General features: G+C 67.3%; 12 protein-coding genes. 5 read left to right on the forward strand and 7 right to left on the reverse strand.

The annotated features are described in order from the left end of the window. Window position 1: 1 nt before the first annotated feature. Window positions 2-9,181, reverse strand: a complete 9,180-nt coding sequence (locus ACIQ7M_RS39900; RefSeq protein WP_403653762.1) for a neuraminidase-like domain-containing protein — start codon at window positions 9,179-9,181, stop codon at window positions 2-4. A gap of 1,312 nt (window positions 9,182-10,493) precedes the next feature. Between ACIQ7M_RS39900 and ACIQ7M_RS39905 the strand changes: the two genes are divergently transcribed. The 4 genes from ACIQ7M_RS39905 (at window position 10,494) to tpg (ending at window position 14,827) form a co-directional block, all read left to right on the forward strand. Beyond that, complete coding sequence (locus ACIQ7M_RS39905) at window positions 10,494-10,649, forward strand: hypothetical protein (RefSeq protein ID WP_403653765.1); 156 nt, start codon at window positions 10,494-10,496, stop codon at window positions 10,647-10,649. Between the two features lie 116 nt (window positions 10,650-10,765). Next, window positions 10,766-11,407 carry a hypothetical protein gene (locus tag ACIQ7M_RS39910; RefSeq protein WP_403653799.1) on the forward strand — a complete coding sequence of 214 codons (642 nt, stop codon included), beginning with the start codon at window positions 10,766-10,768 and terminating at the stop codon, window positions 11,405-11,407. Window positions 11,408-11,983: 576 nt separating this feature from the next. Continuing rightward, window positions 11,984-14,254 carry a telomere-associated protein Tap gene (tap, locus tag ACIQ7M_RS39915; RefSeq protein WP_403653768.1) on the forward strand — a complete coding sequence of 757 codons (2,271 nt, stop codon included), beginning with the start codon at window positions 11,984-11,986 and terminating at the stop codon, window positions 14,252-14,254. 15 nt (window positions 14,255-14,269) lie between these two features. Further along, the gene (gene tpg, locus ACIQ7M_RS39920; RefSeq protein ID WP_403653771.1) at window positions 14,270-14,827 is read left to right on the forward strand and encodes a telomere-protecting terminal protein Tpg; all 558 of its coding nucleotides are present in this window, start codon (window positions 14,270-14,272) and stop codon (window positions 14,825-14,827) included. Window positions 14,828-14,934: 107 nt separating this feature from the next. Here tpg and ACIQ7M_RS39925 read toward each other — a convergent pair whose 3' ends face one another. From ACIQ7M_RS39925 to ACIQ7M_RS39950, 6 genes are all read right to left on the reverse strand, one after another. Further along, a complete protein-coding gene (locus ACIQ7M_RS39925; protein ID WP_403653774.1) occupies window positions 14,935-15,480 on the reverse strand; it encodes a S1 RNA-binding domain-containing protein in 546 nt (181 codons plus the stop codon). Between the two features lie 292 nt (window positions 15,481-15,772). Then, the gene (locus ACIQ7M_RS39930; RefSeq protein ID WP_403653777.1) at window positions 15,773-16,714 is read right to left on the reverse strand and encodes an RNA-binding protein; all 942 of its coding nucleotides are present in this window, start codon (window positions 16,712-16,714) and stop codon (window positions 15,773-15,775) included. Window positions 16,715-16,881: 167 nt separating this feature from the next. Next, window positions 16,882-17,877, reverse strand: coding sequence for a nucleotidyl transferase AbiEii/AbiGii toxin family protein (locus ACIQ7M_RS39935; protein WP_403653780.1), 996 nt, complete (start codon window positions 17,875-17,877; stop codon window positions 16,882-16,884). Beyond that, entirely contained in the window at window positions 17,874-18,497 is a 624-nt protein-coding gene (locus tag ACIQ7M_RS39940; protein ID WP_403653783.1) for a hypothetical protein, read from the reverse strand. Before ACIQ7M_RS39940 ends, ACIQ7M_RS39935 begins: the two co-directional genes overlap by 4 nt. Window positions 18,498-18,524: 27 nt before the next feature. Continuing rightward, window positions 18,525-21,164, reverse strand: coding sequence for a Helicase associated domain protein (locus ACIQ7M_RS39945; RefSeq protein WP_403653786.1), 2,640 nt, complete (start codon window positions 21,162-21,164; stop codon window positions 18,525-18,527). A gap of 20 nt (window positions 21,165-21,184) precedes the next feature. Next, window positions 21,185-21,745, reverse strand: a complete 561-nt coding sequence (locus tag ACIQ7M_RS39950) for a hypothetical protein (RefSeq protein ID WP_403653789.1) — start codon at window positions 21,743-21,745, stop codon at window positions 21,185-21,187. A gap of 128 nt (window positions 21,746-21,873) precedes the next feature. Here ACIQ7M_RS39950 and ACIQ7M_RS39955 point away from each other — a divergent pair, with 128 nt between their 5' ends. After that, window positions 21,874-22,311, forward strand: a complete 438-nt coding sequence (locus ACIQ7M_RS39955) for a hypothetical protein (RefSeq protein WP_403653793.1) — start codon at window positions 21,874-21,876, stop codon at window positions 22,309-22,311. Window positions 22,312-22,620 lie beyond the last annotated feature (309 nt).

Consider the following 22,620-nt stretch of genomic DNA (forward strand, 5'->3'; position numbering starts at 1 on the left):
ACTAGAGGGAGAAGCAGGCCAGCAGCAGAATGTCCTCGGTGGTGTCCTTCGGGAACTGCTCGCCGGCCGCGGCCGCGGGCAGCGTCCAGTCGTCCGAGGTCCCGGAACGGTTCAACGCCACGCTGGTGTCCGACGCGGGCTTCCCGCGGGGAAGAGGGAAGGCCCACACCTGTGTCACCTTGGGGTCGACGCGCGCACCTGTGTCCCGCATGAAGAACGACAGGTCTTCGACCCCCACCGTGGATTCCACCGTCCCGGCCGCCTGGAACCGGGCCCAGTCGGCCGTCCGCTCGTGGCGCATGCTGATCAGCCGGAAGACGCCCTTATTCTTGGCCTTGCCATACTCCAGCAGTGCGTTGAGGCTGTCACGGATCGCCTCGGCGCGGCTGGTGTCGCCTGAGCTCTTAGCCACGATCTGGAGAGTGAGGACAACATCGCTGATCTCCCGGGAAGGGAACCTGCGGAAGTTCTTCGGCAGGCTCAGGTGCAGGGTGCAGTCGGCGCCCATGCCCTCGAAGGGCTGGTACAAGTCGGGGTTGACCTCGAACGTGCCGGAGTCGTTCTGCCCCGTACTCAGGGAGATCGAGTTCGTTCCCAGCAGCGGGTCACTCTCGGGACTCTTGCCCGGTTCCCTGCGTCGCCGGCTGCTTTTGAGGGTGAGCGTGCCGCCTGTCCCCATGAGCGGACCGCGGTTGCACAGGACAGACACCTGCAGGCCTTTGATCCGCCGGTCGTAGTGCTCGGGGTGGTCGACGTCGAACAGCACCTCCGCGAGGTCGAAGGTGGCCTCGCCGTGTTCACGCAGGTCGTACAGGGCCAGCGCGTTGATCTCCCGCAGCGAGAAACGGTGGACGGCCTGGGGTCCCACCACTTCCGAGGCCTGGAACCTGCGGTTGAGCTCTTGCAGACATGTCATCAGGTCATGACCGAAGAGCAGTTCATCCCGCGCCGAGGCAGGCTTGCTCACCCGTGGCAGCGTGGCGAAGTCCGACCACTCCCGCTGCCACCGGTACGCTCCCGTCGCAGCTTCGAAGCTCTCCATGGCCACCTCGCACGAGCGCCGGAACAGTTCGCGCAGATGCTGTCGGCGCCAGTCGTGCAACTCGGCAGAGGTGAACTTGTCCTCCAGGAAGGCCTGGATCTCGGCCGCGTTCTTGAGCGCCTGCTCCTGGGTGTCGAACTCCGCCTTCTGCGAGGCGATACGCAGCGCGGCGGTCGCGATACGCAGGTCCGCCTCCCGAACGGCGTGAGCGGCGCGATTCAGGCCCTCCACCCACTCACGCTCGCGCAGGACGAGGCCTGCCTGCTTCCCGTACACCTGGGCGAGGAACCGGTGCATGCCGGCGGCCGTATTTTTGTTGCCTGCGGCGGCACGGGCCACCGCAGCCAGCGCCTGGCCGCCAAAGTGAATCGCCGCGCCGGCGCCGAAAGGCTTGACCGCACCTTCGAAGTTCGGGATAACCCCCACAGCCGCGGCCAGGGTGTCCAGCGCCGCCGACTCGAAGGTGAGCTTGACGGCCTTGAACGATTCCTGCAGCTCCTGCTTCTCCTCCTCAAGGATCGTTCCGGGCGCCATCGTCGTCCCGCCCACAGACTCGTCGAGCGCCTCAACGGCGGCATGGGCCACCCCCGCGACTGCCGGGCCCCCGGCCACTGCCCCCGCGGCGGTGAGCACCGGACTCACCAGACCAGGAATGACCTGAAGGTCCTCAAACGAGATCTCGTCAGATGCCACCATGTCCAGCTTCCGGCGCGCAACGGTGAAGAACACCTTCGACGGGTCCCGCGGAGGATCCAGCCGAAGCAGTTCCCGGAAGTGGTTCCACTCCTGGAGGTGCTCGTCCCGCTGGGCGTAAGCCTCCAACTGCTCGCTGCTCGCCACGGCGTGCTGCTTCTCCCGCACCGAGAGGATCATGGAGGCCATGGCCTGTTCCTGTACGGCACGGGTGTGAGCCAATGTCTCGCTGTCGTACTGTTCCTCGGCGGCCAACAGTGCGTCGCCAATCGTGATCAGCCGCTGTGCGTCGGCCGTGGCCTCGCGCCAGGCGGCTTGGAACCGCTGCGGGAGCCGGGTCGCGCCGAGTTCGTCGAGCACCTGGTCGATGCTCAGCCCCGATCCGACCGCCTCAGCCAGTACGGCGGGGTCGATCCGTGGCGGGAAGAGCGGCAGCTGTATCTGCTCGCCGTCCAACGTCATGCTGTGGCGCAGCTTGAAGAGTCTGTCTTCCACCTCATCCCACAGCGCGAGCAGCTTGCGGTCTGGCGGAATGCCGAAGTAGCCGATCGCACCGAGTTGCACCAGACCTGCGGCCTGGCTGTTGGTTGCCGCATCGCTCACGGGGCCGGAGGCGGCCGCCAGGGGAGCCAGTTTGCTCTCCGCCGTGAGCAGGACATTGCCGAGCGAGTTCAGGTCAGGGGCCAGCTCGGCGTAACTGCGGGGCGCCATCGAGGCCCGCTGCCGCACGGTCTCGGGCCGTGGCCCGAGCAGGGCCTTGGCGAGCAGGCACGGCTGGAAGGCACGATTGAACGCCTCCGGATTGGGGATCTGGGCGTGGAACTCCCGGCTGATGGCGAGCTGGAGCCTGATCGCCTCGATCACGACCCACTTTTTGTATGCCAGGGGCCGCAGCCGTGCAATGCGATGAGCCTGGAACGGATACTCCCTCATCACTTCGATCTGCGCCTCCACAGCTTCCCGCTCGGGATCGCCAGCTGGGAGGGAAAGCTTGTTCAGCATGTCCTCCAGGCGCACAGGCGCGGCCTCGCGCAACGGCAGGAATCGCCAGGCCTCGTCGGGGTCCGCTGAGCCGCCCAGCGGGTCGAAGAAGGTGCGCTGCATGTCGTACGCGGCGTCCAACTGCTTGTTGTCGGCAAGCCGCTGTCTGATCAAGTCGGGCAGATGGAAGAAGATCTCCCAATTAGTGTTGCCGAAGGGGCTGTCCGACGCGAAGTCCACTCCTTCTTTTGCCGGGCAGGTCGTTCGGCGCGGGTCGGGCGGACAACGGGATGCGAAGATGTCGGAGGGGCTGAGGGTGCGCTGTTGTGTTTCGGGCGTTAGCAGGGCGTGAATGCCCTCGCGGCGCAGCACCGTTTGGAACTCTCCAGCGAGGGGGTGCGAGAAGGGTGTGACGGCCAGGTCCAGAGCCTTGTGCCCGAACTGGAGCATCGGCGGGATGACGAGGGGCAGAGCGGTCTCGACTCCGGGCCGGTCGAGACCTGTCAGAACAGCACTGAGCCCGGTTTCCCCGCCGGCAGCAAGGACAGCGGAACGATAACCGTCGGACATGACGGTGGACTGCAGCTGAGTTCGGGCGTACGCGGCCATCGCCGAGGCCTTCTCCATCCACCACGGATTGGTGGGGGGGCCCGCTCCCAGAAGAGGCGCGCAGGCGGCGGTCTCCAGCAGCCGGGATTTGTTTCCGCTGGTGAGCAGTGAGGCCGGTGGTGGCGGCTGGTACAGCACGATGTACCCCGTCGCCCCCTCCCGTGTCGCACCGAAGTAGGCGCGGTCCCCCAGGTCCATGAACAGCGGCGCCTGGAGCTTGTCCCCGAATCCCTGATTGAGTGTGACCAGAGTGACTGGGTTCTGGGCAGTGAATAGGACGTCACCCGCCGGATGTTCCACCGGGTCGGCTACGGCACTTACCGCTCCTGTCAGCCTGACGCCTTGGTAGCGACCTAGGACGTCGTTTGACGACGTGAACTGCGGATGGTCCCCGGTCTCCGCGCCGGAGGCGAACTCCGCATGGACCTCGCTCGTTGCGCTGTCGAAGACGAAGGCGAACCGCCGTTCCGGGGAGCTGGCGTCGTCCCGGGTACACAGAGCGACGGTAAGGCCCTTCTGGTCCGCATACGCCTTCAGGACGAATGTGTTGGGATCGGGCAGCTTCGGAGCGTCCACGAGCGTCGCAATCCACGAAGATGTGTCACGCCACCAGGTTTCCACCAGCGCGCTCGACTGCTGCTTAGGCGCCCACCCAGCCGGTTCACGGTGGGTCCAAGACAGTTTGACGTCCCAGTATGGGCGAGGCAGCTCCGCCTTGAGCTTCGGATGATTGACATCCACATCGGCGGGCTGTCCTTTGCCCTCCGACTTGCGTACGAACGTCGGCCAGAACAGGTACACTTGGCCCCGCCAGATCACGGGGAGCAGATGGACGCCGGGGGCGACGAGCTCGGCGTCTGCGTCGGTGGTGCGGGGTTCCGTGCGGTCCTGTTCGACACCCTGGATGCCGACGTCGACGGGCTCCCAGTCAGTCCACTCACGATAGTGCTGGCCCACGTTGAGCCGCCGGTAGTAGTACGTGCGTGTGGCACTGGACCGGGTGCGTCCTACGACGTGCAGGACGGAGGTGAACCGGCCCTTCTCCGGCCACTCGAACTCGGTCTGCAGGAAGGTGCCGCACACCTCCAAGGTGGCGACCTCGGACAGTCCGGCGAGGTAGCGGCTGAACGACTGGACGGTTCCTGAGGCGGTGGCGTCCGTCTGTCGCAGAGCCGCCTCCTCTGCCTTGAAGAGGACCGACTTGTTGTCCCGCCACGAGGGGTTGAGCAGCCAGTGGGGATAGAGCAGGGTCTCCTGCTGGGCAGTGAACAGCGGCTTGCTCTGCAGGACCTGCCATTCGTCCAGGTCGAGTTGGGCTGGGTTAACGCCTTTCACGAGATTGAGTTGGCACCTTTGGACGAAGGTATGGACGGCAAATATGGCCTGCCGTATCGGTGAGGTGAGGGCGAATGGGCTGATCCCGGTGTCCACGAGCAGTTTCTCGAAGAGTTTCCCGCTGTCCTGAAGACCGTCGCGGTGGAGTAGATAGGCGACGAGCGCGTCGCGGCTGCTCTCCCGGATCGGGTCGGCGAGCTGTCTTGCGATCTCGGGCAAGCTCGACGGTGAGAACCCGGAGGCGACCCCGCGGATGAGACCGCTCAGCGGCTGCTGGGCGAGCGGTTCGTCCAGCAGTTGTGGGACCTGGCTGGGGGTGTGCCCGAGCCGCGACGCCGTCAGCAGACAATGCCGCAAGGTGGAAAGGGCTCTGAGGGGATGGTTGCGAGCTCCTGCACCGTCCAGCCCGGGAAGCCCGGCCTGGACGGTCTGCGCCACGAGGTCCTCCTCCACGCGCAGCCAGTCGGCGGAGGCCGCAACGGCCTTCGCGGGCCAGTTCGTGCTGTCGGCGTGCAGCGCGAGGACGGCTGTGGCCAGTGCTGCCGGTCGGAGCGTGCTAGCGGACAAGTCAACGAAGAGTGCGGAGTCCTCGACCACATTGAGGACGGCGGAGCGATCCTTCACGGTCAGGACCGCTTTCAGAGCCTGCGTCGATGAACGCTTCCCGCAGGTGACAGCGGCGGCGAACTCGGTTTTGGGTAGCCCGAGGGTCATCCGAAGCCGCTCGATCCGGCCGATGCCGGTAAGGAGCTTCTCGGCGTTGGCTCTGTTCTCGGCCGTCGCAGCCATCGTGTACCGCAGGTTGTGGAGCGTCACGGGTAGCGAAGCAAGCAGCTCAGCCACGGTCACGGGGTTTGATCCGCACACAGGCGCCAGGACCTTTGCGACGAGATCATCACGATACGCGGATCGGGCCCGGCGCCGTGCGGCGAGCTCAGGTTCTTGGAACGCCGAGCCGCCTTGCTTACGGGCCAGTTCTTCGATCTTCTCCCGGGCGTCCCTCTCGTCGGTGGTCGCGTGCGCCTGGTCGAGATCGTGCCACAGCTTCTCGCGAAGCGTGTCGGTCAAGCCGTCCGGTGCTTTGGGCGGGGAGGTCAGGTCCGTGAGCAGGTCGGCTGACAGGCCGGCGCCCAGCATCAGCCGTGCCCACTCCAGGAAACCAGCCAACACCTCAGGGTGCTGCTGCCAGTCCGGCTTGGTGTCCGTGGTCCGGCTGGCAGCGTGAATTAGCGTCAGTACGACGACCTCCCTCGGGGGCACGCTGAGGGAGGTGGCCAGAAGCGTCACCCGGTACAGCATCGAGGCCGTCGCAAGGGTCACGTGGTCGATCTTTAGGAGGACCGCTGCGGCGGCGAGGTCCTCGGGCGTGAACCCGTACGCCGCGGCCAGCACCGCAAGCCCCTGTTCGAGGGGCATGGAGTCCTGGGTCGGCAGGACGATTCCGTCTTTGTTCCGCCGGAAGCCAGGCTGGGACAGAGTGAGACCGGGGTCCACGAACAACCGATCGTAGAGGGAGTGAGGACCGTGCGTCGCGATGTCGGCGACGAGCGACGCGACGGTTGGCCAGTCCAGGTTCAAAGAGGTGCGCAGCGCTGCAAGGGAGGCCAGACGCCGGAGGGTCTCCGGGCTGAATGCGAAGGCGGCCAGATCGTCGTCGTCCGTGACCGCTGCAAGGGCGACGTCGAGGTCGTCGAATCCTATTTCCATGCGGCGGGCCAGCCGAACGAAGCGATGTAGGCGCAGCCACGGCCCTTCGAGGATGTCACCGCCGTCGAGCCTGCGGATCTGAAGTTTGTCGGGGTCACAGGATGCGGGTGGGTCAAGGAACAGGGCTGTTTCGAAACGCGCGCCCAGGCCTTCGACGAAGTCGCGGACGTCTTCAGCCGTCAGTCCACCGGCTTCGAGGAAGGCGGCGGTGCCGGAATCCGGCTCGACGACGTAGCCCGCCGCGCGTAGAGCCTTCAACTGGTCGACGTTGATGAGCAGTCGGGCTGCGATACTGCCGTCGTCCGCATCGGGGACGAGGCCGCCAGCGAAGCGGGTCCGCAGCAGGGCAACAAGTTCCTCGAAGGAGAGACCAAAAGCGGTAAGAATCGCCCGGGCAGTGACAGGTTGGGCGAGCGTGGTGCCTCCGAAGAGTCTTGCCGCACTCACCGCCTGGGCGGGATCCGTCTCTTGGAAGCTGCGCCCGGTGAGGATCTCGAAGTCCCGTCGTAGAAGGCCCAGCGTCTCGGCAGCGATCACGTCATCGGCATCGGATCGGAAAAGTCTCAGGGCGTCGGCCCGGCTGGTGCCCGCCTGTGCGAAGTAGACCCGCGCCGTGGCCAGGGTCCGGTTGTAGGGCAGCGACATCGGATAGTCGGCGCTGGAGAGCAGGTCGTATGCCTTCTGAATGAGATGTTCGGGACCAGCCTCCAGCACCCGATCCGTCGCGCCGGGAGACATCTCGTTGGGGTCGGGGTCTGGTGGCTGGATCAACATGCCATCCGCGTCCGTCTTGAGCGGCAACGCTTGCCCGAACGCCACCTGACTCTCGAGGATTTGGTTGATCAAGTCGATGGTGGGGAGGGTGGTGTTCACGTTCTGGCAGGTGAGCTTGATGTGGGGTAGATCTGGGCGCAGCCCAGGCTCGTTCTTCGCGGCGTTCCCGATCAGCACATCTGCGGGAGTTTTTCCGTCCCCATTGGGCTCGCACCGCTTGTCGAGGTACTGGAGGAGGGCGACGAAATACGCGGCGGGACCCGTGAGCGAGCGGCACTCGTCGCACTCACAGGTCTCGACGCTGCCGAAGAAGTCGGTCCAAGAGCCGGCAGGCGTGACAGATCCTTCGTTTCCGGCGTCGTCCTCATCGTCGCCTGTGCCGGTGCCCGCTGCTTTGCTTCCGTTGCGTGCCCAGAGGGGCTTGGCGTCGTACGCGTCCTGATGGTGGGCGACCATCAAGGTGGCGACGGTGTTCGCCACCACCCGCGCCCGGTCGTACACCCGCCCCAGGGCGAGGTGCGTCTCCTCAGTCCCGGTAGTCGACGAGCCGAAGCTGGCGAGGAACGTCTTCTTGCCGTACTGGGCGATGTCTGCAGCCCCCAGGTACGGCCGGCCCTCCGGAGTGATGCCGGTTGCCAGCAGTTCGGCGGTCCGGGTGCCGATGCTCACCCGGAACAGGCGTTGCAGCCTCAGCAGTCCTTCGACGGCGTCGGCACGGCTTCGACCGTCCACGGTGCCCGGGAACAGCTTGGCGGACTCCCGGGCGACCAGTTCTTCGATGTCGTCGGTGGCGAGCTCGAAATCGGTTCTACGCACTGCCCTCTCAAGGAGTTTCGCCGTATCGGGCGATACGTTCTCCGGCGATTCTGCGGCCCAGTCCCCTGCCAGGCGGGCGACGACGGACGTCGGATGGGAGGCTTCCAGGAGCCAGCGGATCTGAGATTGGATACGCAACCGGGCCTGGGCGTCGTCCTCGGGGTCGAGACGTGACAGGGCGCAGCTAGACGCGATGGCCTTCTCCAGCCGCTCGTCGTCAAGGCCGAGGGTGAGGGTGCGCATTGAGTCGGCCTCTGGGACCGCAGCGCGCAGCGCGGTGACCAACTCCGGATTTTTGTCTGAGAGGTTGGCAAGCTGGATCGCGTACTGGACACGAGGTGTGGACAGGCTGGAGTCCTGATCCGCGAGTTGCCGCCAGAAAGCGTCCGCGGACCCCTGATGGTTGACGCCCAGCAGAGCGATCTCCATCCGCTTTGCCGCATCGGGGATGACGGGACGCAGAGCCTGGTCGAGGGTCTCGGTGTCGGTTCCCGGCAGGTCCAACCGGTAATGAGCCCCCGCTGCCTGAAGGCTCTCTGCCACTCCCTGCGGGTTGTCGACGGCAGGGATCAGCCGGTCCGCAACGGCCTGCTCCAGGGCAGCGCCCAACGCGGTCACAGGACGCGCTACCAGCCCCCGCAGATCAGTGATCCCAAGCAGCCTGACCAGCCCGTAGAAGACATGTGGCGGGAAGTCCTGGCCGAGCGGGAGCGCGGCAAGCCGGTGTGCGGTCACCAGCTGATCGACGAGCACGCGATCCACGCCGATCTCACGGGCCGCGAAGCTGATGGCCTGTGTCTTGTCCTCGTCGAAGTCCCGTAGCGGCAACGTGTCAGTGAGCGGACGAAGGGCCGTCATCAGACGCTCGTACTCCGAGGGGCCGGGGGGTGGTTCGACGCCGTGCACGACGATCCTGAGCACTTCGTCATCGCGGGCCTGGACGCCGAGCCGCTGCTCCATCGGCTCGACGGGGCCCCCTTTCGCGAACTCCTGGCCTTCGTGTGTCGGGAGTCGCACAAGGGTGAAATCGAGTCGGTCGCGATCCTCGAAAGCGAGCTCGAAGACGAGTTCCGCGATGGTGCGTTGCTCCGGTTCCCCCTCTCCGGAAGCGAAGTCGGAAGCGCTGTAGCGGACCTCGAAAGTGCCGGGATCCCCGTTCGCGCCGCTGATTTGTCCACCCAGCCGCTCACGCTGCGCGCCGATATCGCGGTCGAACACGTCCACACGGACTCCGTTGAGGGGAGTACCTTTTTCGTCCTCCACCGTGCCGCGCACGCACCGTTGACGCCGGGCCGGCGATCCGTCGGAGCAAGCCCGCTTTTTGAGTAGAGCTCGCGCAGCGGGAACGACCATCATGCAAACGACGATGGCTAATGCGATAGCGGCCACAAGGTTGAATCCGACTGACTTGATCAAAGATTCCGATGCGCCGGTAAACCCAGCAACTACGGTCATCATGATGAGGGATTCACCTCCGGGTTCGTGTGGGGTTAGGCAGGTAACCACCCCACTTCCGCTCACGGACGGCCTTGGAACACCGGGTCCAGAACTCGGCAGCGGCCTGCCGGTCCTCGCACACGGGGTCTTTTGAATTGCCGACGTCGGTGACCGTGATCTCGGCCCCATCCGCAGCGCTCTCTCGTCCAGCTGACCCCACACGAGGGATGCAGCTTCAGCGCCTATTGAAAGCTGGCCGACGAGCACCCTGGCTCCCGGGCCTTACCTCTTCCTCGGTGGCTTCATCCGCGGGTGCCGAGGCGGCCAAGAAGAGGTGCACAGGGGAGATGTCTTTCTGTCCTTCCGAGCGAGAAGGAAGGGGGGCATGACGTGCTCCTAGACCACACATGACGCCATAACCAATGTTCCCAGCCAGCGCCGCAGGCTGCCACCGGACTCGCGGGATGCTTGTACGCGCCCATGGCGCCGGCGAACAGTGCAGAGGTGGCTTCCTGTTCTCCTCCCTGGGCGGGGGCGGTAGGGCGACGGTTTCCGGCTGGTGGGCGGTGTCGCTCCAACGGGTGATGGTGGATCGGTTCTGCGCGCAGGTGTCAGGGTGTGGCGGGTGTTGGGCGGCGGGGCGTCCGGGCGTTGACTCAATGGGTGTGACATGCGCCACGGTTGTGGTCGTTCCTACCGGCAGGACCGCGCTTCTTGTGCGTCGTCGCTGCTCACGGGTCCTGTCTCGAACAAGAGGACTCATGGGGTACTAACGTTCCGCTTACGTGCGTGATCGGTGAGTAATAATTCTGGAGGCGGCATGAGTCTTACGCCTCCGAAACCGAGAGTGTGGTGCCGGAGGACCTCGATCAACTGGGGCCTTACACAGGCCGGTTGGTCCGCGTCTGGATATGCGCCGTCTGCTCCATGAGGAGCAGACGGCGCTTGCATCGCCTGGAGGTTTCATGGGCACTGGCGACGTCAGCACTGACCTGTCGCCCCAGGACGGCGGCCATGCGGTTTCTACCTCGGGCACCAGGAGTTCTTCCACGACTTCGCGGAGATCCACCTCGGTAGCCGCCGGGTCGCGGAGGAGGTGGTGCACCAGGTGTTCCTCCAGATCCTCGGCGGCTGGGAGGCGCTGCTGCAGCAGGGGGATCTCGAGCAGCAGACCCTCGCCGTCCTGCACCGGGGTGTGACGCGGCGTCTCCAGGAGGACGACCGGCCCCGGCCTTCCTCATCGCCGGCCCGATAGCCCAGAACCTCGAAGCGGTCCGTAACCAGCTGGAGATCAACGGTGCGGCCGGCGGCCTCTACGAGGCGATCCTGGGTCTGCCGACCCGCCAGTTCACCGTCATCGTCCTGCGCCATCTGCTCGGCTATCCGACCAAGAGGATCGCCCGCTACATGGGCCTGGACACCCGCACCGTCGACTACCACGGCCGCAAGGGCAAGGAACGCCTGCGCATCCAGCTGGGCCTGCCCGCTCCCGCGGGGCGCGCTTGCGCGCTCAGAGGCCGTCACCCGAACGAGCCGTGGCAGGGCGTTTGGCCCGCGCTTCGCCGCCGGAGCCGAAGAGACGGAGTTCAGCGCAGCTCCGTGTCCTGCTGCCGGATCCAGGCCCAGGCGCGAGGTCTCAACCGTGAGTTCCCGTTCCAGCGTTCGAGTCATCGTGCTCAGGTTGGCGCTCACGGACTTGCGTACGGCGCTGGTCGAGATCGGGACGCCGTCCAGCCACAGCAGCACACGCAGGACATCGGGATCCTTTGTGTGCTCGCGCCAGCGCAGGAGACTCACCAACTGCCGTTCAGAGCCGGGCGGGTACAACCACACAGGCCTGCGACCTCGGTTCGCCCCACGCTGGGGGCGGGGGAGCAGACCTCGTGCACTGGAACGGAAATCCTCGAGCATCCGCTCGCTTACACAGAACCCGGCTGCCGCTGCGGCCCGCAACAGATCGGCGCTCTCGATACCTGCAGAGTCGACACCCATGGAGAGATCGTAGCCCTGTAAGTACTCCCAGAAGATAGGCCACTAACTTCCCTTCACGCTGAGTACTCCCGTACAGGACCGCTCCAATTTGCAAACCCCCTCAGCCCCCTTGCTACCTGCATATGCACCCTGCCCGCTTCGGAACAAAATCAACCCGCGTACAGAAAGGCAGTATCGTGTCTAAGAAGATCACAGCAGCACTCGTTGGATCCTGCGCCCACGCCCTCGCAAAGAGGTGGGCATCTCGGAACGGAATGCAGGAGTGGGAGGCAGCCGCCCTTGCTTGGGCTGCCGGCGCGGCCGCCTCCGCAGCTGTTGTTATGCGCATGTGACGCAGGCCCTGGGTGACGCTGCGCTCGTCTCGAGAGTCCTGCTCAAGGTGGAGGGGCCTGCCAGGGCGGCATGCCCCTCCACCTTGAGCAGCAGGTGAACGCTTGCTCGTGATTGGCGTAGAGCTTTGACCCAGCAGGGGTCGGGGGCCGCGGGTGCCTCGTTCCTGCAACCTCGAGCCCTGGACGCCGTTCCTACGCAGTTCGTACGGTGAATGTACGCACTCTGTACGGTCATCGGGGTAGGGTGGTGGTATGGAGGTGCTGCATGTCTGAGCTGTTCGATGCGGTGGATGCGCTAGTTGCATCGCGCTCGCCGTTGCCGCCTGCGGTGGAGCGCAAGCGGCTGCGTACCGCGCACGGCCTGACGTTGGATGAGGTTGCTGCGGCGTTGCAGGTGCGGCGGGCGACGGTGTCGGGTTGGGAGTCGTTGACGAAGCCGGTCGAGCCGCGGGGCCGGGAGCGTGAGGCGTATGCGCGGATGTTGCGGCAGCTCGCTGAGCTGTACCCCGCGCCGGAGGAGCCGGCCGCCCCGGCGCCCGCCGCGGTTGTCGGCACTCCCGTCCCGGCAGCGCCCGCGTCCGCTTCGGCGCCGTCTGCCTCGGGGCAGGCGCGTCCTGTGTCCATCGATCCGGCACCGGCGGCTGCGGCCGGGACCGTAGCCGAGCACCCCCAGCCCCCTGTTGCCCCTGCTGCCCAGGCTTCCGAGGTTGCGCCGCGTCTGTCGCGCAGCACCGGGCAGTCGTCGACGTCGCGTCGTGCGCCCGCTCGGAAGGCTGCCCCGGCCGGCACTCCGGCGAAGGGCGGCGATGCGCGGTTTGTGAATGGGCCGCTGGCGGTCATCGACGTCGAGGACGGGCAGGTGCTGGCGTACTGCACCGGTGGCCTGATCCTGGACGTGCCCGCCAAGTCCCTGCCGTCCCTGGTGGACTGGACGCTGAAGGAAGCGAAGCTCGGGCAGCCGAGGCTGTCCGGTCCGGGCAAGGACGGTGACCCGCTGCTCGTCCTCACCGAGGCCGCCCTGGAGCGCTATGGCCTGCCCGTCACCCTCGCCGACGCAGAGCGCCTCGCGGGACGGATCCCGGAGAGCCACAAGGTCGTCAGGCAGCTCGTACGTGCGGAGTGGCAGCTGACGAAGCGGGGGTTCGGGCCCTGGGCGCGGATCTACCGTCCCGCTCAGGGCTCGGACCGTCAGTGCGTGCAGCTGTGCATCCCGTCGTGGCACGCACTGGGCACCCGGCACTGGGGCGAGGTGGGGCAGCTCCCGCCGGCGGAACTCGCCCGTGTCCTAGGCGTGTTCGCGTCCCGGGTGATGACGCCCCGCGGATCGACGGCCGTGACCGGCCTGGAACTGATGACCGCCCTGCACCCACCCACCCGCGCCTCCGACCCGGACGCCGACGGTAAGCGGCACTCCGAGCACAACCCCGGAAGCCTGGGCAGGGAGCCGGTGGACCCGGCGCCGTGCGAGGCCCCCGACGGACACCCCCTTCTCAAGGACGTGCCGCGCTTCCACGTCCGCGGCCCCGGGGAGAAGCTGTTCGAGGAGGCCTACGACTGGGCGCGGCCGATGACCGACGCCGAATGCATGCAGCGGCACCTGGTCGGTATCGACGTCAACATGGCCTTCGCTGCCGGCGCCAACGGCCTGACCGTCGGCCTCGGCGCACCAACGCACGTCACGGCGCCGGTGTTCGACGCGAAGCTGCCCGGATCGTGGCTGGTGGACGTCTCGCACGTCGACCTGTCGAGGGTGAAGGTCGGCAAGGACAAGTGGGCAGACCTGGACGCGAGTCTGCTGCCCAGCCCGTTCACGCCGAAGGGCGAGAGGCCCGAGGGCCCGGCCTGGTACGCGACACCCACCGTCGCCTACGCGCAGGAGCTCGGCTACGACGTCACGCCGGTTGAGGCCTACCTGCGGTACGAGAACGGCCGTTACCTGGACGGCTGGTACCAGCGGCTGCGCGACGCCTACCTCGCCACGATGACCGACCTCGGCGTCCACGCCGACCTCTCCCCGGCCGACTTCCTGACGGCGATGGACGGCTACAGGGACCGTGACCCGGAGCTGGCGATCGTCGTCTCGGCCATCAAGGCGACGGTGAAGGGCGGTCTGGGCAAGCTGCGTGAGCGCCCGCGCGGGGAGGGCTGGCGTCCGGGCGAGCCGTGGCGGGCGCTGTCGCGTCCGACGTGGCGGCCGGACATCCGTGCGGCGGTCATCTCCCGCACCCGGATCAACCTGCACCGCAAGATCGTCAAGCATGCGGCGTTCACCGGTCAGTACCCGGTCGCGGTCCTGTCCGACTGCGTCGTCTACGCGGCCAGCAGCGAAAGTCCGCTGGACTTCCTGCCCTACCGCGACGGCAAGCCACTGCCCGGCGGCTTCAAGCTCGGCATCAACCCCGGTCTGGTCAAGCACGAGGGCACCCAGTCCGTGCTGTGGGGCGAGGAGGTCCGGGAGCGGTTCGACGCACCGGAGCTCAACCTCGCCCGGTACATCAAGGACGGCACCGTCACCGACGCCGACAACGGCGAATAGGGGAGTGGACAGGCGATGAGCATGTTCGGCGACGGCCTGGACGCCGCGGTCCACAAGGCGTTCACCCGCCCGGCACCCAAGACCGCGCCCGCGCAGATGCGCTACCTGGTCAAACATCTGGGCGCCACCAGGGCGGTCGCCCAGATGCTGCGGATCTCCCAGCGCACCGTCGAACGCTACGTGAAGGACCAGATCAAAAGGCCCCGCCCGGACCTTGCCGCACGTCTGGAACGCGAGGTGAAGGCCCGCTGGCAGCCGCAGATCCGGGCCAAGGTCCGCAAGAGGGCGGCGACCACCGGTGGCATCGTCATCGACACCCGCGCCCGCCTCGGCTACACCGCCCCCATCGGATCGACGGACCAGGACCGCATCCGCCACCTGACCGTCGCCCTCCCGCCGCAGTACGCCGCCCGCCTCTTCGACGCCCAGCAGGCCGGCGCCAGCGAACGCGAGCTGCAGGAGATCGCCGCCGAGGCGCTGAGGGAGGTGTACTTCCAGGACGGCGGCCGCCGCGCCGGCAGCCTGGAAGAAGTCCGGTTCACGGACGTCGAGCACCTGGAGTTCGAGCTGTAGCAGCGTCCCGAACAGCGGACTGTGGACGATCACGTAATTCCCCAGGGCTACGGTCACGCAATTCCCCAGAGGCTGTCCGGCTGAGGCGGCCCAGGCGTGCCGCCGTGTCAGTCCGCTGCCGTGTGCTCGGTCGGGAGTGAGAGGCGGATGCGGCGCCGTGCCGGGTCTACTTCGGCGATCCGTGCCGTCAGCTCGTCGCCGACCTGGATGTCGCGGTCGCCGCCCAGCTGTGACAACTCGGAGTTGTGGAGTAGACCGTCCATGCCGTCATCAACGCTCACGAACACTCCGAAGGGGACCAGCCTCGTGACGCGTCCCCGCAGGACGCTGCCGACCTGATCGACCCATGCCAGCCAGGGGTTCGGCTGGAGGGCGATCAGGGACAGGACAGCCTGCCCGCGTATTTTGGCGTCCACGCCCAGGACTGCCGCGGTCACCCGTTGGCCCATCGTCACGACCTCTCCGCAGGAAGAGATCCACTTCCACGAGACCTCCGGTGGAGGAATGAAGCCCACCGAAGGCTCGGGGGCTCCATCAAGATCCACGAAGACGCCGAAGTTCTCGATCGACGTAACCACTCCCGAGCGTTCGTCCCCGCGGCGGAGTGTCGCCAGGAACTGTCTCAACACCGGGGAAGGAAGCGGATGGGTCATGGCCGCGACCCTATGCCACCCCTGGTTCGAGCGGCCCGCGTACCAGTGGACGACGTCCGGCGGTCGCCGTCCCCCTGGGGAATTCCGTGAACGTCAAGGTGGGGGATTTCGTGACGCCAACACCGGTCTGGGTGGGGAATTGCCTGATCGTCGACACGCGCGGGCCCGGACCGGTGGCTGACTACTACAGATGGCGGGTGGGTGCTCTACCTGGCGGGGATGAGCGGTGCATCTGCGGGCGGTCAGCGTGGCTGATGTGCGGTTTTCGTTGGGCTGGCCTTCACCGGTCGGGTCACCAGCGTGCACGCAGCACGCCGTCGCCGTCGGGCAGGGCGGCGTGGAGGAGTGGGTGGCGTTCGTCGACGTAGAGGGACAGGGCGCGGGCCGCCCGCGCACCGGCCACCAGGGCGGTGAGCTCCTGGAGGTCGGTCTCGTCGGCGATCACGTTTTTGATCGTTCCGTCCTGCGCCTGCCAGACGAACTCCACGTGCCATTTGGACGGTAGTACGGTCAGGACCGCGTCGACGTCGGGCTGCAGGTCGGGCCAGACGGTCAGCAGGGCTCGCGGACCGAGACCGGCGCGGACCGTGTTGAGGTTTTCCGTGGTGAGGCGGTGCCAGCGTGTGGCGTTGGCCATGCGGGTCTCCTCCAGGAGCAGTCCCTGTCGTGCCGACAGTTCGGTGCGCACGGATGCCCAGAAGTCTTCGTCGGCAACCTCTGTCACCTCTGTTTCCGCGGCGTAGGGGGAGGCCGTCAGCGGTTCCGGGAAGAGGCCGAGTGCGCGTGTACGGGCCACGGCGTCCGTGCAGGGCCGGTCGCTGCCTACGTACACGTACTGGTCCCAGCCGACGTGCACGGTGAACGCGTCTCCCGCCTCCAGCCGGCACCAGGCGCCCTGCTCGCGGAGCATGACGCGGACCAGTTCCAGGGCCACCGCCAGGGAGACCTCAGCCCCGTCGTGGTAGCCGGCGAGGTCGGCTGGGAAGAGTCCGTCGAGTCCATGCCCCTCGACCGCGGGCCGGGCGCCGAAGTGGACGTGTCCGGTGACGAAGGGCTCACGGATCTCCAGCCGGTTGACGCCCGCAGCTTTGGCGAAGGCGGCGATCGCGGCCAGGTACGCGGCCTCGACGGGCCCGTGGTCGCTGACCGTGTCCTCGGTGCCCCGGTAGCTGCCGTGCTCGTCACGGTCGGCAGGATCGTACTTAGTGATCCGGTGAACGAAAGCCGGCGGCACGCTACTCCTAGGCGGGGTTGAAGGTAGCGCCAGCGTAGACCCCGCCCCGAACTCGCAGTTCATCCCCCTCGAACCTCACAACCGGCGCGGAACAGCCAGTCTTCAGGTACCGCCCCACCCTCGATGTCGTGCCCAGGCCGCGTCGGGCGCACGCGAGCCCGTGATCGTCAGCCTTGGTCGGTAGCCCCCTTGAATGTCTTCGTCACGGCCCGTACCAGCCGGTCCGCGTACTCCCGCTCGGCTTCCCTGAAATGGGGGTACTCGGTGACGAAGTGGTTCCACTCCACGTACCCGACTGCCTCCGTCACGTCCTCGAGCAGGATCTTTTCGCGCTGCGGATGTGGCCATTCGCCCGACAGTCGGAACACCTCGTGCAGCAGCTCGTAGCGGAGCGAATGGTGCTCGGCCAGCAGCACGGCGTCGTACAGGTCCTTGCCCTGCGCGTGCATGTCGTTGATCAGCCACATCAGCTTCCAGGCCAGGGACAGTTCAGGCGTGGCCGCCTGCACGACCGTGCCGCCCGGCAGCTCTGCCGTCTTGGGCGCTTCGGGCAGCTGCTCGTTGAATACGAAGTCGAGCTGGACATGGCCGCCCGGCAGCCCGGGCGAGACCCACGGCAGCACCATGCGGCAGCCCGGTACCCGGTCGTAGGTCCAGATGTCCTCGACCACCGCGCCCCGCGCCGAGATTCCCACCTCGCCTCCGCGCTCTTCGGCCAGCGTCTGAGCCGCCGCGGCGATCCCGCGCAGCATCCGGTCCGTACGGCCGTCGTCGATCCGCCAGGTGTGAGGGACGACGACGAAGTCCAGGTCACCGGGCTCGCGGGCCGCGTCCGGGAACCACACCGACATCAGCACGCTGCCCCGCAGCACCAGTGCGTCCACCCACTGCGACGCGGCGATCGCGTCCAGCACCAGATGCAGGGCCCGACGCCGGGCCGCCCGCCACGTCTCGCCGCGCGCCGGATCTCCGAACCGCGGGTCACTCGCGCGGTAGGCGTTCTGGTGGTGCTTCAGCGACGGGTCGAAGACGGGCCGCTGCACCACGTCGTCCCCCGGCACCCACTGCAGCGTCTTCGGCAGGTCCTCGGCCATGCGGGTGGCCTCGTCCAGCGGTTCCCGAGGCAGCTCGGTGCTCCGCCAGTCCCACGCCGTTCCACTCATGTCCGTACCCCCACAGGCTCCGCGATCCAACCGTCGTCCACAGACAGGTCACTGTCATAGAGCACGAACTCCCGCTCCACGCCCAGCACCACGAACCCGCCCAGCTCCGTCAGCAACCGCTCCAGCGCCCGCCCCGCGCCGACGGCGCCCACCTCGCGGCACCGCTGCGTCACAAACCGCTCGTGCCGTGCGCCGGCCCGCACCCGCAAGGCGTTCCACGACAGATGGGCGCTGTGCGGCACCACCCGGGCAGCGAGCGCGGTCAGGTCCGTGTTCGCGTCGAGCAGCAGCTTCACATGGTGCTCGAAGTACCGTTCGTCGTCCCCGCCTAGCCGAGCCGGTACCTCCGCGGCCCACGGCGTGGACTCGGTCTTCACCCGTACCGGCTCGAAGCCGTCCGCACGAAGCCCCGCCACGACGTCCCGCACTCGTTCAGCCTGCTCAACGTACGACGAGCAACCCGACAGCGTGAGCATGGGCTGATCACGCATCCGGCCGCGCGCCAGCACGATATGCGTCAGCTTCAGACCACCCGAGGCCGCCCACCGCCGCAGCCGCACCCACTCGTCGGGGCCGGCACAGCGGACCGTCACATGCGATTCGTACAAGGAAGCGGACACCCGCGGATCCTGCCAGACCACGGCCGCTCACGCCCATTCGAGCCCCAGCTCCCGCAGTGCGTCCAACTGTTCAAGGGTGAGTTTGTCGCGCCTCGACTTGGTGTTGGAGACCCACACACCCAGCTTCACGGTCACCAGTTCCGTCTCACCGTCGACCGCGATCGTTTCGCTGTGGCCGCGGGGCACAGGCCGGTCCGCACCTTCCCGCGCCACCCACTGGGTGAGGGCCGCAAGTCCGCGCTGGAAGGCCTGCTGTGCCTTGCTCGTGCTCTTCGAAGGCGTGGCCGCCAGGGCGGGAGAGAGTGCCTCAAGAGGCTTGACGCCGAGCTGGGACAGCCGCTCCTGCTGCTCGGTGGAAAGCTGCGCCCAGGTGACCGGTTGTTTCTGCCGCTGAAGCCACTTGCCGAGGTCGTCGCCGTCCATCAGCACTCCGGGGGCGATGTCGGGCAGGTGGCCGTCGGCGTCGACGAGGTCGGCGAGAACGCGGTAGTGGCGTTGCCAGTCGAGTGGCCACGGGCAGTTCCAGTCCTCATCGATCGCCGCTAGCTGCGCCGCGCGCACGGCGGCCCGCTCCGGGTCCTTGCCCAGGCCGTCTTTCCTGCGGAGGTTGGCCAGCTGTTGTCCGATGGGCACCATCGCCTCGCCCTCGCCCCAGACGGCGTCCTGCCGCGGCGCGAGATGCCCCGTCGCTCGCCGGTAGGACCGGAGCGCGGCCAGCTTGGTCTCCCACGCCTCTTCGCCCGGCTCCCAGAGAATCCCGGCCTCCGGGGCGTCCAGCAGCGTCTTGCGCCGCTCCTCCAGCTCCCCGGCCCGCAACGCCTTCCGCTGCTGGTGCACCCACCGCCCAAGGGGAAAGTCCTTGGTGACGCCTACCTCGACTTCCACGTCGTAGGGGACGGCGTGGACGCCGGTGATCTGGTTCTGGGTCCGCCATCGGAGGAGGGCTTGGTAGCCCTCCAGCCACACCAGGGATTCCGGCCGGTACACCCGGGTCCGCAGGAACGCCGCGATGGTCGCCGGGTCGCGCGGGCTGGAGAAGTGCAGCAGCGTCGACTCGGCGGCGGCGTCGGTATCGCTGTCGTCGTGCTCCTGGTCGTCGCCCTCGCTCTCGCCGCTGGCCCCGACGATCCGCCCGTCCTCATCGCGCCGGACATGCACCTTGCGCTTCCCACTGCTGAGGGCACGGGAGGCGAGCTGCTCAACGAGTCGTTCATCATGACTGCGGAGTCCTTGGAGGACCGCTACAAGAGGGCGGAACGAGGCGCTGGCGACCATGTCGGTGGGGTCCTCGCCGGGCTCCAGGAACACCGGCACGATGATCCGCGCGATCTTCGTGGAGCCGTCCTTGTTGAGCCGGAGCGCGCGGCCGATGTTCTGCACGATCTCCACCTGGGAGCCGCGGGTGTCTGCGAAGCACACGGCCTCCACGCCCCGTTCGCCGGTGATGTCGACGCCTTCCCCGAGGACCCGAACGGAGGCGAGGAACGCGCGGTGGACCCGGCGGCCGGCTGCGTCGATGCCGTTGGCGAACTGGCGCAGGACCTCACGCCGTTCGGCTACGAGGTGGTCGCCGCACAGCCATGCCGCCCATACCCGGTCTGGGGGTACGTGGCGGCTGGCCTCCAGCTCGTAGAACTCCGCATCGATCGAGGACTTCGGTAGCCAGTCGGCGGCGGCCAGGTCGTCGCCTGTGGCGTCGTTGACGTACAGCTCGGCAGCGGTCTCGGGCAGCTTCTCCGCGAAGACCGTCGCTTCCTCCACTTTCTGGTGGAAGGTCATGATCGTACGGAGGTTGTACGCCGTGGCGTGCTCCAAAAGTGCGGTCTGCAGCAGCGCTAGGCGCCGGCCCCGCCGGGCTTCTTCGGACTCGCCGAGGACGGGGGAGGGGTCGCGGATCTCCAGGACGTCGATCTCGAACCCGGCGAGGATCTCGCGCTCGATCGCCTCCGAGAGTCCGAGCTCTGCGAGCCACGCGCCGTACGTGCCCTCCGGGTCGTCGGCCATGCTCGCGATCTCCAACTCCTCGCCGTCCGCGCCCTTCTGCGGTCTGGGCGCGGCGAGGATGCGCGGGGTGGCGGTCAGGTAGAGCCGGAAGTCTGCTGGGATCCGCTGGTTGTCGTGGATCGCTGCCCACGGCCGACCGAGGTCACCGGCGGTGCCGTGCGCCTCGTCCACGATCGCGAGATTGAAGTCCACCATCTGCTGGCCGTAGAGCCGCTCCCCGCCGACCAGGGCGGCTTCCAGTGGTCCGCGGACCTTCCGCCGGCCCTCGGGTGCGTCGATGTCTTCGCGGTCTACGAGGGAGGCGTACGTGGCGAATACGACGACTGGTCCGGACCCGGCCCACAGGGCGAGTTGGATCGGGTTGGTAGTGGTGCGCACCCCCAGTTCCTTCAGGACCGGGTCGTTCTCCAGCGAGCACACCGCGACCATCGGCGCCCGGTGGCCTACCTGCCGCCACGCCTGGGCGGTCTGCACGAGCAGGTCCAGGGTGGGCACGGTCACGAGGATCCGGCCGTCCGCGAACGACTCCAGCGCGCACGCGGCGGCCGTGATCGTCTTGCCCGATCCGGTCGCGGACACGATCGTGCCCCGCGCCCCCTCAGGGGGCACAGCTGATCTTGCAGGAAAGCCGACCCATTTCCGGAAACTCGACTTCTGAGCCATCTGATGTTCTCGGAGCTGGATCAAAAGAGCTCTCCGGGTTCGGGAAGGGATTGTTCGACGAAGGTGATCCGGTATCCGCCACGCTGGTAGAGGCCGCCGTCCCGTCCGTGGACGGTCCAGGCCTTCTCGGTCGCGCCCTCGGGTGTTGCCGCCATCAGATGGAGTGTGAGGACCGGTACGTGCGCGGTCGATCCGGCGGCGGGCCGGGCATAGATCCGGTCCCGGTGCCGTGTGATCTCCACAGCGCCGGCCCCCGACCGTTCGGCCTCCGCCACGTCCTTCACCAGCCGTTGCAGCCGCTGCAGTTCGTAGCGGCTGCCCCGCGCATCGCGAGCGAGCTCGTACACGGTCATCCCCTCCTTGTTCATGAGGCCGACGATCCGCTCCCACTGGTGCCGCCGCCACTCTGTGATGAGCAGCTCGCTCAGATGGTGAGGCTCGAGAGGGGACAGCTGCGCGCTGCCGAGACGCTCCTGAGCCAGACGCGCCTGTGCGGCTACCACACTGGGATCGAGGCCGGCCGCTTTCGAGACCACCCCCAGCTTGATGATTTCGTGGGGAAGGTACTCGTAGATCAACACGGCTGCCCTCCTCCTTCCGCAGCGCGGTTCTGAAGCGTCATGGGGGATTCCTCGTTTCTGCCAACTCTACATGCTGCATCAAATCGAGAAGCTTCCGGAGAACCCCAGAAGAAAGCTATGATTCGATCATGACCGACATGACCGATGAGTGGTACGTCCTCATCGAAGAGGACACCCGAGAGACCGAACGCGCCGACGACGTGGAACTGAAACTGCACCGATGGATGCTGGTAGGCACTCACCACATCAACGGCGACCAGGAGCAAGCCACCGCCGTAGCCGAAGACGCAGCCCTGCACTACCTGCCGGGAGTCCTTGCCCGGCACGCCCAGCCCGGAGACGAGCCGGCCCGGCATGCCTTCCTCGCCCCGGACGGGGCCTGGGTGGTGCTCCTCAAGCAGAGGAATCGTGAGTGTCATATACGGGTGTCAGTAGCCCGGTTGATGCACTCACAAGAGGAGAAGCAAGCCCCACCGAAAACGCTGAAAGAGATGCTCCGCAGTGCTGTGCAGGCCCCGGCGCCCTCCCCGAAACCGTGGATGCCCACCGGGAAACCCTCACAGTGAAGGAGCGGAACACCCCCACCACCGAGGCTCCAGAAGCTGACGGCCGATCACCCCGGATCGCCTCTTGCTGCCAGCTCGAGCCGCGCGGAGCGCGGCTCACCGCCTCACGCGCAGCGTGAGGCCAGCGGTCAGAGCGCAGCAGAGGACCGCCCAGCCCGGACGCAGGCCGGGCCAGGCTGCACAGCAGCCCCACCCCCGAAGCGCAGCGCAGGGGGTGCCAACCCGACTGCGCAGCAGTCGGGTTGAGCGGAGAGCGCAGCGAACCGCCAGCGCTCCCGCGGAGCGGGAGCGCAACCCCCGCGCGCAGCG

This window comes from Streptomyces sp. NPDC096324, assembly GCF_044763015.1.
In the GTDB taxonomy this organism is placed as follows: domain Bacteria; phylum Actinomycetota; class Actinomycetes; order Streptomycetales; family Streptomycetaceae; genus Streptomyces.